Source organism: Halomonas sp. WWR20 (genome assembly GCF_054602495.1).
In genome coordinates this window covers 510,847-525,574 of the sequence record NZ_JBTRHR010000002.1, presented here as the reverse complement: position 1 = coordinate 525,574, position 14,728 = coordinate 510,847, and the positions used below count along the sequence as shown (strand labels likewise).

The following is a 14,728-nucleotide window of genomic DNA, read 5'->3' as shown; positions in this document are numbered from 1 at the left end:
GCGGTATGGGAACTCCCTTCCCAAGCCTTTGGCTCCATTCCTTGGATCAGGCTCGCAATGAGGTTATGACATTCCAGCCATTAGTGGCTGTTCTTTCCCCCTTTCTTTCCCGCCTCAGAGGCTTTCTGGGGGTCATTGGCAAAGTTGCCGCCGCTGTGCTGCCCGCCTTTCTGGCCGGCTTCGGAGGCTTTCTCGGGATCGTTGGCAAAGTTGCCGCCACTGTGCTGCCCGCCTTTCTGACCGGCTTCGGAGGCTTTCTGCGGATCGTTGGCGAAGTTGCCGCCGCTATTATGCCCCCCCTTCTGACCGGCTTCGGAGGCTTTCTGCGGGTCATTGGCGAAGTTACCGCCACTCTTATGACCCGCTTCAGAAGCTTTCTGGGGGTCGTTAGCGAAGTTGCCGCCGCTATGTTCACCACCCTTCTTGCCTGCTTCTGAAGCGCGTTTGGGATCTTCTGCGAAATTACCTGGACCGCCACGATGTTCAGCCATTGATAGCTCCACTTCGTAGTCGATAAATGTATCGATACTTTTCAATAATGAAAAAAGTATCTTCCCTTCGCTGAATTGCTGTAATCAGCCTCTACCACTTTTCCATGTGGCATTGATCAGGCTAGTGTCGTATGAGGTATCAAGCAAGTGAGTTTTGTAAACAATAACAACAGAGTTTAAATTTTAGTTAAACCTGCAGACACAAACACCAGCTTCAGCATTCGCCAAAGGACTGCTGAAGAGACAATTAACTTACGTGTATCAAAGGCTGGGGTTACAAGTCTCCCCAAAGCGCCTTATGGTAAGAATACCCTTAACATACCGAAAAGCCCGGCATTAGCCGGGCCTTGAGTGATTATTACCGTAGTCTATTCAGCGTCACCGACACCTTTCATGACGTCCGCCATATTGCCGTACTCTTGGTCGGGCATGTTGCGAATGACGTCAAGAATATCCTCTTCGGCGCCCTTATCCTTGGCATGTTTTTCCAAGTCACTACGGCTTGCAGGAAAATCAATACCTTGCAAATGATGAGAGATATTTGCGGGAGAATGACCGCCAAGTCCTCTAGTCATGATCTGCCTCCATCCATGTGGATAAGATATCCATTGACCAACGTAGAAGTCGATGCTCATAAAGACAAGCAGGCCGACATGCGCCCCATTATTCAGCCGCAATAACGCCCCCCTTCATCATTCAAGGATGAGCATTTGCCGGGGTACTCCGGCTGGACGGTTCGCTACGCTAGCCGGTGCAGGTCTACACTGACATGACGCGTCCCGGAACACACACAACCATAATATTATTCCTCCCATGAACTCGTCTGCGATAGGGAAGCGTGTCGCGATGGCCAACATCAATGGGCGGGGAGAAGCCTATGAGCCCAACACAGCGGGACGAGCGATGGCTGCGAGCGGCGAGGGTGTTTGTGTTCATTCTGCTCGGACTGGCCATGTGGTTAGTGGTCGGGGCAGGCACCACCGACCGAACGGCACTGCTCTTCCTAGGCGCCGCCTTATGACTTCGGGCCCTCATCCATGTCTCAACCCAGGCTTCGACAACAATGAAAAAGTGCTTCACTCACGGGCTGTGTCTGCTCGGTTTGATAGTCGGTTTGGCGAATCATCCTGCATTGGCCGAGACGCCTCCCGTGGTGCAGGACGCCAAGAGCGCCTTCATCGCCGATCTCATGGCGCAGATGACTCTCGAGGAAAAGGTCGGCCAGCTGCGTCTGATCAGTATCGGCCCGGAGATGCCTCCAGAGCAGCTCGCCAAGGAAATCGCCGCCGGGCACGTCGGAGGCGTCTTCAACACGGTGACGCGACGCGACAATCGCCCCCTGCAGGACGCCGCGGTCAACAACAGTCGGCTGAAGATTCCGGTGTTCTTTGCCTACGATGTCATCCATGGCCACCGCACCATCTTCCCTATCAGCCTGGCGCTGGCATCGAGCTGGGATCTGGAGAAGATCGCCCTGAGCGGGCGCATTTCCGCCACCGAGGCCAGCGCCGACGGCCTCGACATGACCTTCGCACCGATGGTGGATATCTCCCGCGACCCGCGCTGGGGCCGCACGTCGGAAGGCTTTGGCGAAGATCCGTATCTGGTCTCGGAAATCGCCCGCACCCTGGTCAAGGCCTATCAGGGTTCTTCGCCCGATGCCGCCGACAGCGTAATGGCCAGCGTCAAGCATTTCGCCCTCTACGGTGCCGTCGAGGGCGGCCGCGATTACAACGTGGTGGATATGAGCCCGATGCGCATGTATCAGGACTACCTGCCGCCCTACCGCGCGGCCATCGACGCCGGAGCCGGCGGTGTGATGGTGGCCCTGAATTCGCTCAATGGCGTGCCGGCCACCGCCAATACCTGGCTGATGCAGGACCTGCTGCGCGAGCAGTGGGGCTTTAGTGGCGTGACCATCAGCGATCACGGCGCGATCTCCGAACTGATCAAGCACGGCGTCGCCCGCGATGGACGCCAGGCCGCCAAGCTGGCGATCGAGGCGGGCATCGACATGAGCATGGCCGACTCGCTGTATGCTCAGGAACTGCCGGGGCTGGTACGCTCAGGTGCAGTCGAGATGCGTAACGTTGATAACGCCGTACGCGAAGTACTGGGCGCCAAGTACGATATGGGCCTGTTTCAGGATCCCTACCGGCGTATCGGCTCCGCCGCCGAGGACCCGGCGGATGTCAACGCCGAAAGCCGCCTGCACCGCAGCGCCGCCCGCGACGTGGCGCGGCGCTCGATGGTGCTGCTGGAAAATCGCCACCACACCCTTCCCCTGCAAAAGACCGGGACCATCGCGCTGATCGGCCCGCTCGCGGACACCCCCATCAACATGATGGGCAGCTGGTCGGCCGCCGGTGTCGCCGAGCAATCGATCACGCTTCGCCAAGGCCTGCACGATGCGCTGCAAGGCCAGGCAGAGCTTATCTACGCCCATGGCGCCAACGTGACCGATGATCCGCACATGGTCGATTATCTGAACTACCTCGACTGGGATACTCCCGAGGTCGTGCAGGACCCGCGTCCAGCGGCCGAGATGATTGCAGAGGCGGTCAGCGCCGCCGAGCAGGCCGATGTCATCGTTGCTGCGGTCGGCGAGTCGCGAGGCATGTCGCATGAAGCCTCGAGCCGCACGAGCCTGGAGCTTCCCGCCAGCCAGCAGGCGTTGCTTCAGGCTCTCGAGCAGACCGGCAAGCCGCTGGTGCTGGTGTTGATGAATGGCCGACCGTTGGCGCTGCATTGGGCACAAGCCAACGCCGACGCTATTCTGGAAACTTGGTTCAGTGGCACCGAGGGGGGCCATGCGATTGCCGACGTGCTGTTCGGCGATTACAACCCGTCCGGTAAGCTGCCCATCTCCTTTCCCCGCTCGGTCGGACACATTCCTACCTACTACAACCATCCGCGCCTCGGGCGTCCCTATATCGAGGGCGAGCCGGGCAATTACACCTCGCAGTATTTCGATAAGCCAAACGGCCCGCTGTATCCCTTCGGCTACGGCCTGAGCTACACCGATTTCAGCCTGTCGGCGCCTAAGCTCTCGAGCGATACATTAGCGCGCGGCGCCAGCCTCGAAGTGAGCCTGACGCTGAACAATACCGGCTCGCGCGATGGCGAAACGGTCGTCCAGCTCTACATCAAGGATTTGGCGGCCTCGGTGATCCGCCCGGTCAAGGAACTCAAGGACTTCCGCAAGGTCGCGCTCAAGGCCGGCGAGGAAAGGCTCTTGCGCTTCAGCATCGATGAAGACGACCTGAAATTCTTCAATGCCCAGCTCGAGCATGTCGCCGAGCCGGGCGAGTTCGAAGTGCAGATCGGGCTGGACTCGCAAAACGTGCAGCAACAGCGCTTCGAGTTACGCTAAGAGAACGCCAGCGGCTTGGTCACCATTCGAGCGCGCCACGCTAAACGAATCATCGCGACATGCGGTCAAACTCGATACGTTCGACCCGCCTTCTGGCGTAAGGTAGCGGCTGGTCGCCCAACATGGCCCCACATGCGTACAAAGGAGATCGGCATGAGTGATTTCGACAACTTGGCCAAAAAGCTCGCACGCGCTAAAGCGAAATACGATGCCCTGGCCGACAGGGCGATAAAAGGTGATCCCAAGGTATTCGACGAGATCGTCGAAGCGCTGCAGGCCTATACGGACTCGAGCATCGCCCAGTCGGACGACGCGGCCACCTCGCCCGGCGCCGAGGCCCCGCACGAGCCTGCCAGAGAGCCGCCACGTGCCAATCTCGACAAGACACTGACGGAGTATCGCCATACGAAAGACCGGATCGAGGCGATCGTCGACCGTCACATGCAAGCCGCGTTCAGGGAGATCGAACAGCAGTTCGGCGCCACGCCTACCAGTGTCAGCCTCAAGGTGCTCGAACGTCACGAGATGCAGGGCCGATACCCCAACGGCAAGTATGCCGGCTGCCGTGTGAGCCTGGGCGGTGAGCCAGCGCCCGGCGACGACGCCAACAGCAAGGCCTAGTCACACCCCATCCCCGTGGAGCGGCCCGCCACTGGCGTCTATCCGCGCAAGCCGCCCTTCGGGACATGGAATCTGGCAAACTAGACGCCATCATTACCCAGAACCCGCGAAAGAGTGAGCCCAATGAGCGAAGTCAATCAGCCCTGGACCCGGCCCATGCCGGAACAGCAGTTCAACCTGATGCGCGACATTCTCGACGCACCCAGCCCGGTGGGACTCGAGGGCGCCATGACCTACGGCGTGCTCAAGCCTTACTTCGAAACCTTCGCCCCTCAGGACTGGCACATGCACCAGTTCAAGGGCCAGGCCGGCGTAGTGCTGGATACCCATCCAGGCCGGGACGACATGTTCAAGGTGATGCTCATCGGCCATGCGGACAAGATTCGCATGCAGGTACGCAGCATCGGCGACGACGGCAAGATCTGGATCAATACCGACTCCTTCCTGCCCACGGTGGTGATCGGCCACGAGGTCAAGCTCTTCAGCGAGGACCCCGAAAAGCCCGGCAACTATCGCGTGATTGAAGGCGGCACGGTGGAGGCGCTGGGTGCCATCCATTTCGCCGACCCGGCGGTGCGTGCCGGCGACAAGGGCATCAAGAAGGAACAGATCTATCTCGACCTGCAGATTCATGGCGAGAACAAGAAACAGCAGGTGCTCAATCTCGGCGTGCGCCCCGGCGACTCGATTATTCTAGACCGCCCCATCCGCCCGGGTTTCAGCCCCAACACCTTCTACGGCGCCTATCTGGACAACGGCCTGGGCTGCTTTGTCACCACCGAGGTGGCACGCCTGATCGCCGAAGCCGGCGGTACCCAGCAAGTCCGTGTGCTGTTCGCCATCGCCAGCTACGAGGAAATCGGCCGTTTCGGCAGCCGGGTGCTCGCAGGAGAGCTCAAGCCGGACGTGTTGATCGGCGTGGACGTCAACCACGATTATGTGGCGGCGCCGGGTATCGGCGACAAGCGCATGCAGCCGCTGGAAATGGGCAAGGGCTTCACCATGTCGGTCGGCGCCATCGCCAGCGAGCAGTTGAACCGGATCATTGCCAGCGCCGCCAAGGAACACGACATTCCCATGCAGCGCGATATGGTGGGTGCGGACACAGGCACCGACGGCATGGCCGGCGTACTGGCCGCCGAGGATTGCGCCGCCACGTCCATCGGCTTTCCCATCCGCAACATGCATACCATCTCCGAGACCGGCAACACTCAGGATGTACTGGCCGCCATCCATGCACTGACCTACACCGTCCAGGCCCTGGACGCCCTGCCCGACCCGCACCGTGAGTTTCTGGACAATCACCCGCGTCTCGACCAGGCCGGACGCCTAGAACACCAAGGGTCGGCCAAGCCCGAAGATGACAAGAACGACAAATAAGCCATCGCGCCGCCACTATGACAAAGGCCCCGGACGGGGCCTTTGTTCACACAATCTCGGCGGCAGCCTGAGCGAGCCGAGTCCTATCCTTTCAACACCACTCACCGGAGCGGACGGCAGCCATGGTCGGTAGCTTCAAGCCGATCTCCGATGGCAGCGTGGACATAGCGACATTCTTCCAATTCGGGATAGGCCGAAAGCCATGCCGGTTCCGGTTAGGCTTGGCATAACGAAGACGAACGCTCAGCGAGAGGATACCCTCTCTAAGTTCTGTATGAAAAATCGGCAAGCGATGCTCGGCCGGGGCGCGTAGCCAAGGCAAAAATCAGCGATAAACGGACTGGGCTCGCATTCGAGTTTACGTGGTGTAAATGAGCATTTTGATGGGGACGCCGAGTCCGGACTCGCGCCCGAGCTGGTTTTTAACGCCGCGTGAGTGAGCGCAGGCATTTTTCAGACAGAGCGTAACGTTGCAGCCTTTCAAGGGCTCATCAGGGTGTGTGAGGAAGTTTCAGGAAGGGGAATGGCACGCCTGGCGGGATTCGAACCCACGACCCCTGCCTTCGGAGGGCAGTACTCTATCCAGCTGAGCTACAGGCGCGCGGTGGCTTTCGCCGTGCTGCGCGGCATGAACCACAACAGCGCGGCCATCCTACCCGCTCGGTGCTTTGCTGTCCAGCATAGCGCAAAGTCGAAAAGCTTTGACAGACGTCAGTTATACGCCAAATGGCGCGTGTTGGGCGTTTTCCCGCCCATTACGTTGTCGCTATACTGGCGACCTTCTTGTATTGGCGTCGAGTATCGTTTCGACTTCAGGACCGTGAACGAGGTGGTAAGAGTGAAACCCAGCAAACTGATCATGGGGTGTCTGGCCGCCCTGAGTCTTGGCCTGACCCTGGCGTCGGCGCAAGCGGCCGATATGTCCAAAGAGGCAATCGCCGAACGTCTGGCACCGGTAGGCCAGCTTTGCCTGCAGGGTAACGACTGCGGCGGCGCGCCGGCGGTTGCCGCCGTCAGCAGTGGCGGCGCCAGAAGCGGCGAAGATGTCTTCACCAGTGTCTGCTCGGTATGTCACACCAATGGGGTGGCCGGAGCACCGATCCGTGGCGAGGAATCCGCCTGGGCCTCGCGCATGGAAAAAGGCATGGAGACGCTCTACACCCATGCAATCAAGGGCTTCAATGCCATGCCGCCCAAGGGGGGCAACCCATCGCTGTCCGATCAGGAAGTCAAGAATGGCGTCAATTACCTGACCGAGCCGGTCCGGGGCGATGACGTCGAAATCGATACCGGTGAAACGGTTGCCGAAGCCGGCGACGCCGCTCCAGTCGCCGCGGACGCGGACGCCACCCAAGTGGCCGTCGCCGGCGCCAATACCGGCAATGGCGAAGAGATCTACAACAGCACCTGTGTCGCGTGCCACTCCACCGGCGTGGCCGGCGCGCCCAAGCGTGGCGACGATACCGCCTGGGAACCGCGTCTGGCCAAGGGCATCGACACGCTGTATGACCACGCCGTCAACGGTTTCAATGCCATGCCGGCCAAGGGGGGCAACCCCTCGCTCGCCGACGAGGATGTGCACAACGCCGTCGACTACATTATCAGCGCCATGCAGTAACGAGACGCGATACTCAGCGAAACGGGGCGCCAATGACGCCCCGTTTTCGTTTCTGTCTTTCTCTCTTTCCCTGTTAGCCTTCCGGCTCTTGCCGCCCTACCCCAGCAGCGATCTCAATCCGGCGATAGCGCTTTGGCCGCGTTCGTGCTTTTTCTCGGGGTTCTCCTTGTCGGCGCGACCTTCCCATTCGAGATCCTCGCTGGGCAGCTCATCGAGAAAGCGGCTCGGCACGCAGTCCAGCAGTTCGCCATAGGCCTTGCGCTGGCGGGCCAGGGTCAGGGTCAGCGTGCGTCGGGCGCGGGTGATGCCGACGTAGGCCAGACGCCGCTCCTCCTCGACGGTGCCGGCCTCGATGGCGTTGCGGTGCGGCAGCAGTTCCTCTTCCAGCCCCATCAGATAGACGTGTGGAAACTCCAAGCCCTTGGAGGCATGCATGGTCAATAGCTGCACGCGGTCCGAGTCGTCCTCCTCGGCCTGCTGTTCGAGAATGTCGCGTAGCACCAGCCGCGAGATGGCCGCCTGCACGTCGTCGGTCTCAGCGACACTGTCCGCCTCCCCCTCATCCGCGCGCTCTTCCGGGTCGCGCTGCATGGATTTCTCGAGCTGGTCGATCAGCGTCCAGACGTTGGCCATGCGCCGCTCGGCGATGGTCGGCGCGCTGGCGTTCTGAAACAGCCAGGCCTCGTAATCCATGTCGCGCATCATCTCGCGGATCGCGCTGATGGCGTCGCCCTGGTCCATCCGCCGGCGCACGCCGTCGATGAAGTGGGTGAAGCGCCCCAGGCGCTCCACGGCGCGAGTCGGCAGGATCTGTTCCAGGCCCATTTCATGGCAGGCGGAAAACATCGAACCACCGCGCTCGCTGGCGTAATTGGCCAACTTCTCCAGTGTGCCGGGGCCGATCTCACGGCGCGGCACGTTGACGATGCGCAGGAAGGCGTTGTCGTCATCGGGGTTGATCAACAGCCGCAGGTAGGCCATGGCATCCTTGATCTCGTTGCGCGAGAAGAACGAAGTGCCACCGGAAAGCTTGTAGGGAATCTGGTAGTGCTGCAGCTTGAGTTCCAGCAGCCGAGCCTGGAAGTTGCCGCGATAGAGCACCGCGAAGTCGCGCCAGGCGGCCGACTCCTTGATGCGCCGGGTGAGGATCTCGCTGGCTACGCGCTCGGCCTCGGCGTCTTCGTGGCGGTTGACGACGACACGGATCGCATCGCCCGGGCCCATGTCCGACCACAGCGTCTTCTCGTAGACATGGGGGTTATTGGCAATCAGGGTGTTGGCGGCACGCAGGATCACCCCGGTGGAGCGGTAGTTCTGCTCGAGCTTGATGACATTGAGCCGCGGGAAATCCTCGCCCAGGGTGACCAGATTCTCGGGCCGCGCGCCGCGCCAGGCGTAGATCGACTGATCGTCGTCGCCGACCACGGTGAAGGTCGAGCGCTCGGCCATCAGCAGCTTGACCAGCAGGTACTGGCTGACGTTGGTGTCCTGATACTCATCGACCAGCATGTAGTGGATCTTGCGCCGCCAGCGCGCCAGAGCCTCGGCGTCATTCTGCAGCAGCACCACCGGCAGCAGGATCAGGTCGTCGAAGTCGACGGCGTTGTAGGCCTTGAGATGCCGGTTATAGGCCTCGTAGAGCCTTGCCGCGTACTGTTCGTCCTCATCGGCGGCGTGTGACAGTGCCTGGCCGGGCAGGATCAGGTCGTTCTTCCATGTCGAAATCTGGCTCTGCACGCGATTGATCTGGTCGCCATCGATCTGGGCGTCCTTTTGCATCAGGTCGCGCAGCAGCGCCTTGGCATCCTCGGGATCGAACAGCGAGAAGCCGGCCTTGTAGCCCAGCGTCTTGAGCTCGCCGCGAATGATGTTGAGCCCCAGGGTATGGAAGGTCGACACCGTCAGCCCATGGCCCTCACGGCCCTTGAGCATCTGGCCGACGCGCTCCTTCATCTCGCGGGCGGCCTTGTTGGTGAAGGTCACCGCGGCGATCTTGCGTGCGCTCATCCCGCATTCCTGAACCAGATAGGCGATCTTGGTGGTGATCACGCTGGTCTTGCCCGACCCGGCCCCGGCCAGCACCAGGCACGGGCCGTCGATATAGTGTACGGCTTCCTGCTGGCGCGGGTTGAGCTTGGCGATGCGTTGGCGGATAGCGGACATTTCAGGCCTCTTGGCGCGGTTTGGCGGGCACCGGCGACTCCCGGCTGGCGCCAGGCGTGAAGCCGATCACCGCGCAGGCGCTGGACGGGTTCGGACGGTTGCTGCTGGATATGACGCTAGAATCGACAAGATACAGACAACGCTGCCTGACACATACGCCTGACCACATAAAACGGATCAATTAGGGATTATACTAGGCGGTCAATTTTACCGCATTCCAGGCCGCCATGTTTCATATCGCTCTTCACGAACCCCAAGTCGCACCGAACACCGGCAATATCATGCGGTTGGCGGCCAATAACGGCTGCCGCCTGCATCTCATCGAGCCGCTGGGGTTCGATCTGGAGGAAAAAAAGCTGCGTCGGGCGGGCCTGGACTACCGGGATCTTGACAACGTCACGCTGCATGCCGATTACTCGGCTTTCATCCGGGCCATGCCGGAAAGCCGGGTCTTCGCGATTACCACCAAGGGGCATCAGCACTACGCTCGAGTGGCGTACCGCTCCGGCGATATCCTGCTGTTTGGCTCTGAAACGAAAGGTCTGCCGGCCGAGGTGCTGGAGTCGCTGGCCCCCGAGCGGCGCCTGCGTATCCCGATGATGCCCAACAATCGCAGCCTCAACCTCTCCAATGCCGCCGCCATCATCAGTTACGAAGCCTGGCGGCAACAGGAGTTCATGGGCGGCCAGTAAGCCGCCGAGCCAGATCGCCATTCAGCACGCAGGCAATGAGCTGATGGAAGCCGATTCGCAGATGCTAGCCTTGGGTAAACGCTAGAAGACACAAGGCGAAGGGCATCACGCCCTCCGCCAGGGACTCAGACAAAAGGCTGACAAGGCACGGGGCCATCTGGAAGGCTAGATTAGAAGCCCAGACTGACGCCTACCACCGGCCCGCTGTTCAGCGTCTCTTCGTCACGGTTGTCGAACTCGCTGCGCAGATAGCGATAGCCGGCATAGCCGTAGAAGTTGCCCACCAGGTGAGCCCGGGCACGCAGGCCGTACTCGTAACTGCTTTCCAGGTCGCCGTGGGTGGCACCATCAGGCGTGAAGAAGCCGTAGCCGCCCACGTCCACCTGCGGTATCGGCGTATCCACATAGAGATGACCGCCCAGCCCCAGCCCCCCGCCATCGCCATAGCGCGTATCGAGATACTGGTAGCGGGCGCCGACGCCGAGATCGACGCCGCTGTCCACGCCGGGGATGAAAGGGGTAAACATCAGCTGCGCCGAGTAGGCGTGCGTGTCGCTGTCTTCATCGTCGCTGCGCAGGTAGCCGACGCCGGCCTGCCAGCCGGGCAGCAATGTCTGCTGAGCCTCGGCCCCGAAGGAATCGGGACCGGCGTTGGCATTCACGCTGAGTGCCTGGGCCTGGCTGGCGAGGGCAAACAGGCTGGCTGCGCTCAGGACTTGTAGGGTATGTCGCATATCACTCTCCTTGTCGATTCCGGCCCTGCAATGGGCTGTCAGGACGCGGACGAAACACCGTAACGTTCACGATAGGCGCGGATGGCCTCGGCATACTGGCGGAATTTCTGATCTTCACCATCATCCAGCGACTGGCGGCTTTCCAGATAGGTCAGTACCTGATCGAGGGTGACGATGCTTACCACCGGGATGCCGTACATGGCTTCGACTTCCTGAATGGCGCTATGTTCGCCATTCCCACGCTCCTGGCGATCAAGCGCGATGATCACGCCCGCCGCTTGAGCGGACGCCGCCTCGATCAGGCCCATGACCTCACGGATCGCGGTACCGGCGGTGATCACGTCGTCGATGATCAGAACGCGCCCTTTCAGCTCGGCGCCGACGATGTTGCCGCCCTCGCCATGCGTCTTGGCCTCCTTGCGATTGAACGCAAAAGGCAGATCGCGGTCATGATGATCGGCAAGCGCCACGGCGGTAGTCGCTCCCAGCGGGATGCCTTTGTAGGCAGGACCGAACAGCACGTCGGCGTCAATTCCGCTATCCTCGATGGCCTGCGCATAAAAGCGGCCCAGCTTGGCCAGGGCACGCCCCGAGCGAAACAGGCCAGCATTGAAGAAATAGGGACTGACCCGACCCGACTTGAGCGTGAATTCACCGAGCTTGAGTACGCCCTCATTGATGGCGAACTCAATGAATTCCCGCTGATACGGTTGCATGTCTTCGGCTACCTTCATCCCTATCACCTTTATAAGTGCAGGCCATTTACCCAAACGTCTAAAGCTCGGGTATGATACACGCGCGACGAAAAAGGGACCATGTATGAAAATCGCCAGCATCAATGTCAACGGGATTCGCGAAGCGGTCGGACGAGGTTTTCTCGACTGGCTGGCTGGTCAGGATGCCGACGTCGTCTGCGTGCAGAATCTGAAGGCCAAAAGCTTCGAGCTCGATGACAGCATTCTCTACCCCAAGGGCTACGAGGGGTATTTCCTCGATGCCGAGCAGGACGGCTTCTCGGGGGTGGGCATCTATTGCCGCAAGATTCCCAAGGCCATCATGTACGGCCTGGGTTTCGAGCAGTGCGACAACGAAGCGCGCTTCCTGCAGGCCGACTACGACCGTTTCAGCATCGCCACGTTCCTGATGCCCGACGGCAGCGACTACGCCGCCAAGCAGGCGTTCATGACGCAGTACCAGGAATATCTGAGCAAGATGGCCCGCAAGCGCCGTGAGTACATCATCTGCGGCACCTGGCACATCGCGCACAAGACGCTGGATCTGGCCAACTGGGCCGATAACCAGACCACGCCCGGCTTCAAACCCGAGGAGCGTGCCTGGATGGATCAGGTGTTCGGGCCCATCGGCTTTATCGACACCTTCCGCGAAATCAATCGCGATTCGGGCGAGTACACCTGGTGGCCCCGGCTCGACCAGGACGTGCCGCGTGGCAGGCAGGAGGGCTGGCGTCTCGATTACCAGATCGTCGGACCCAACTTCCGCCGCCATGTGGTCGACGCCTGGATCGACCGCGACGCGACCTTCTCCGAGTTCGCGCCGCTGATCGTCGAGTACGACCTCGAGCTGTAACGCCGCGGTTCTTCGTCGCCTGAAGCCAGACGCCGACCCTTGGGTCGGCGTCCTGCGTATCGGCTGGGCTTAGCGTGCGTTTACGCTCGTAGACCCAACGCCTCGCGCTGGTGCGCAAACAGCTGCGCTCCGGCCTTCTCGGCGAGGTCGAGCATGGCGTCGAGCTCGGCGCGCGAGAATGCCGCCGCCTCGGCCGTGCCCTGCACCTCGATCAATCCGCCGGTTTCGGTCATCACCACGTTCATGTCGGTATCTGCGCGGCTGTCCTCGGGATAGTCGAGATCAACCACCGGCGTACCCTTGTAGATACCCACCGATACCGAGCTGACCAGTTGGCGGAAGGGATCGGACTTGATCAGCTTCTCACGCTGCAGATAACGGATGGCATCGATCAGCGCCACGCAACCGCCGGTGATCGACGCAGTGCGGGTGCCGCCATCGGCCTGGATCACATCGCAGTCGACGGTGATGGTGAATTCGCCGAGCTTCTTCAAGTCCACCGCCGCACGCAGCGAGCGGCCGATCAGGCGCTGAATCTCCAGCGTACGCCCGCCCTGCTTGCCGCGTGTCGCCTCGCGGCCGCCCCGGGTATGGGTGGCACGCGGCAGCATGCCGTACTCGGCGGTAATCCAGCCCTGATTCTTGCCCCGCAGCCAGCGCGGCACACCGGCTTCGACACTGGCGTTGCACAGCACCTTGGTATCGCCGAATTCCACCAGCACCGAGCCTTCGGCGTGACGGGTGTACTCGCGAGACAAGGTAATCTCACGGGGCTGATCGGGCTGGCGGCCGCTGGGACGTGCAGGCGCAGCGCGCTTAGTGCCCGAGGACACGGAATCTGAGGACATAATACCTCTTGAAGATCGTTTTTCTGTAAGGCACCTGACGAGCATCGCCGCCAACGTCGAGCGCGGCCCAAAGCCGCCAGGTTCCAGGGGGGTGCCATTCTACACGCTCGGCGGGCGCGAATCCGTTACACTGAGCGTTTTAACCTTTCGGCGCTGTACGCTGCTAGCGAGACGCTAGCCACCAAGAGTGCCTTGGCTCGAGGACATCCGCATGGCCCACAGCATGACCGCCTTCACCCGGCAGACCCGCGACGCCGCCTGGGGCAGCCTGCAACTGGAACTGCGCTCGGTCAACCAGCGCTATCTCGAGCCGCATTTTCGCCTGCCCGATGCGCTGCGCGATCTCGAGCCCGCCTACCGCGATGCCCTGCGCACACGCCTGTCGCGTGGCAAGGTGGAGTGCACCCTGCGCTTCGAGCCCGCCGAAGGCGGCGAAACGCTGAGCGTCAACAATGCCCGCCTCGACGAACTTTCCCGCGCGCTGGGCGAGGTTCGCGCGCGCATTCCCCAAGCTGCGATGCCCAACGCTTTGGCGCTGCTCAACCAGCCTGGCGTACTCGAGTCCCACGGCGCCGACCTCGAAGAGATCAAGGCCAGCGCTCTGGCACTGTTCAACGAGGCGTTGACCGACCTGATCGCCGGGCGCGCCCGTGAAGGCGAGCGCCTCGCCGAACTGATTGGCGAGCGCCTGAGCGGCGTGCGCGAGCAGGTCGCCGCCGTACGCGTGATGCTGCCCGGCATTCTCGCCCGTCAACGTGAAATGCTCATGGAGCGCCTGGAAACGGCCAAGGCCGAACTCGACCCGCAACGTCTCGAAGCCGAAGTCGCTCTGCTCGCCCAGAAAGCTGATGTCGACGAGGAACTCGACCGCCTCGACACCCACGTCAGCGAAGTCGAACGCCAGCTCAAGCAAAAGGGCCCGGTCGGCCGCCGCCTCGACTTCCTGATGCAGGAACTCAACCGCGAAGCCAACACCCTCTCTTCCAAGGCCGTTGTCGCCGAGACCACCCGCTGCGCGGTGGAACTCAAGGTACTGATCGAGCAGATGCGCGAGCAGATCCAAAATATTGAGTAAAATCCGCCCACGTCCAAGAAAATCTGTATGCCACTGATATTTCTATTTTCTCATCCTGTTTGAGTCCACCGGCGTCTATCAATATCCCGTCAAATCCACCTCCAGCCGGGAGTAGAGTGGGGAGTAAAATCGCTGCCTCTCCACCT

At 61.2% G+C, this 14,728-nt stretch carries 14 protein-coding genes and 1 tRNA gene; 8 read left to right on the top strand and 7 right to left on the bottom strand.

Annotated elements, in window-relative coordinates; translation table 11 throughout:
- Positions 1-80: 80 nt before the first annotated feature.
- Together ACW4DH_RS05805 and ACW4DH_RS05800 are read right to left on the bottom strand one after the other, a co-directional pair.
- On the bottom strand, positions 81-536 hold the full coding sequence (locus ACW4DH_RS05805; RefSeq protein WP_459635410.1) for a con-10 family general stress protein: 456 nt from the start codon (positions 534-536) through the stop codon (positions 81-83).
- A gap of 323 nt (positions 537-859) precedes the next feature.
- Positions 860-1,066, bottom strand: a complete 207-nt coding sequence (locus tag ACW4DH_RS05800) for a DUF2795 domain-containing protein (protein WP_459635409.1) — start codon at positions 1,064-1,066, stop codon at positions 860-862.
- 302 nt (positions 1,067-1,368) lie between these two features.
- On the opposite strand from ACW4DH_RS05800, the gene ACW4DH_RS05795 reads away from it, so the two are divergent.
- The 4 genes from ACW4DH_RS05795 to ACW4DH_RS05780 all read left to right on the top strand — a co-directional run bounded on the left by ACW4DH_RS05795 (position 1,369) and on the right by ACW4DH_RS05780 (position 5,865).
- Complete coding sequence (locus ACW4DH_RS05795; protein WP_459635408.1) at positions 1,369-1,512, top strand: hypothetical protein; 144 nt, start codon at positions 1,369-1,371, stop codon at positions 1,510-1,512.
- 42 nt (positions 1,513-1,554) lie between these two features.
- On the top strand, positions 1,555-3,864 hold the full coding sequence (gene bglX, locus ACW4DH_RS05790) for a beta-glucosidase BglX (RefSeq protein WP_459635407.1): 2,310 nt from the start codon (positions 1,555-1,557) through the stop codon (positions 3,862-3,864).
- A 153-nt stretch (positions 3,865-4,017) separates the two neighbouring features.
- On the top strand, positions 4,018-4,485 hold the full coding sequence (locus tag ACW4DH_RS05785) for a hypothetical protein (protein ID WP_459635406.1): 468 nt from the start codon (positions 4,018-4,020) through the stop codon (positions 4,483-4,485).
- A 123-nt stretch (positions 4,486-4,608) separates the two neighbouring features.
- A complete protein-coding gene (locus tag ACW4DH_RS05780) occupies positions 4,609-5,865 on the top strand; it encodes a M20/M25/M40 family metallo-hydrolase (RefSeq protein WP_459635405.1) in 1,257 nt (418 codons plus the stop codon).
- 524 nt (positions 5,866-6,389) lie between these two features.
- On the opposite strand, the gene ACW4DH_RS05775 is transcribed toward ACW4DH_RS05780, so the two are convergent.
- Positions 6,390-6,466 (bottom strand) — tRNA-Arg (locus tag ACW4DH_RS05775).
- A 237-nt stretch (positions 6,467-6,703) separates the two neighbouring features.
- On the opposite strand from ACW4DH_RS05775, the gene ACW4DH_RS05770 reads away from it, so the two are divergent.
- Positions 6,704-7,483: a c-type cytochrome gene (locus ACW4DH_RS05770; RefSeq protein ID WP_459635404.1), complete on the top strand. Its 780-nt coding sequence runs from the start codon at positions 6,704-6,706 to the stop codon at positions 7,481-7,483.
- Positions 7,484-7,579: 96 nt separating this feature from the next.
- Here ACW4DH_RS05770 and rep read toward each other — a convergent pair whose 3' ends face one another.
- Positions 7,580-9,646, bottom strand: coding sequence for a DNA helicase Rep (gene rep / locus ACW4DH_RS05765; protein WP_459635403.1), 2,067 nt, complete (start codon positions 9,644-9,646; stop codon positions 7,580-7,582).
- Positions 9,647-9,873: 227 nt separating this feature from the next.
- Between rep and ACW4DH_RS05760 the strand changes: the two genes are divergently transcribed.
- Positions 9,874-10,338, top strand: coding sequence for a tRNA (cytidine(34)-2'-O)-methyltransferase (locus ACW4DH_RS05760; protein ID WP_459635402.1), 465 nt, complete (start codon positions 9,874-9,876; stop codon positions 10,336-10,338).
- Between the two features lie 170 nt (positions 10,339-10,508).
- Here the strand turns inward: ACW4DH_RS05760 and ACW4DH_RS05755 are convergent, their stop codons facing one another.
- Positions 10,509-11,072, bottom strand: a complete 564-nt coding sequence (locus ACW4DH_RS05755) for a YfaZ family outer membrane protein (protein WP_459635401.1) — start codon at positions 11,070-11,072, stop codon at positions 10,509-10,511.
- A 38-nt stretch (positions 11,073-11,110) separates the two neighbouring features.
- Entirely contained in the window at positions 11,111-11,806 is a 696-nt protein-coding gene (pyrE, locus tag ACW4DH_RS05750) for an orotate phosphoribosyltransferase (protein WP_459635400.1), read from the bottom strand.
- An 85-nt stretch (positions 11,807-11,891) separates the two neighbouring features.
- Here pyrE and ACW4DH_RS05745 point away from each other — a divergent pair, with 85 nt between their 5' ends.
- The gene (locus tag ACW4DH_RS05745; protein WP_459635399.1) at positions 11,892-12,659 is read left to right on the top strand and encodes an exodeoxyribonuclease III; all 768 of its coding nucleotides are present in this window, start codon (positions 11,892-11,894) and stop codon (positions 12,657-12,659) included.
- A gap of 80 nt (positions 12,660-12,739) precedes the next feature.
- Here the strand turns inward: ACW4DH_RS05745 and rph are convergent, their stop codons facing one another.
- Positions 12,740-13,507: a ribonuclease PH gene (rph, locus tag ACW4DH_RS05740; RefSeq protein WP_459635398.1), complete on the bottom strand. Its 768-nt coding sequence runs from the start codon at positions 13,505-13,507 to the stop codon at positions 12,740-12,742.
- 211 nt (positions 13,508-13,718) lie between these two features.
- Between rph and ACW4DH_RS05735 the strand changes: the two genes are divergently transcribed.
- A complete protein-coding gene (locus ACW4DH_RS05735; RefSeq protein ID WP_459635397.1) occupies positions 13,719-14,582 on the top strand; it encodes a YicC/YloC family endoribonuclease in 864 nt (287 codons plus the stop codon).
- Positions 14,583-14,728 lie beyond the last annotated feature (146 nt).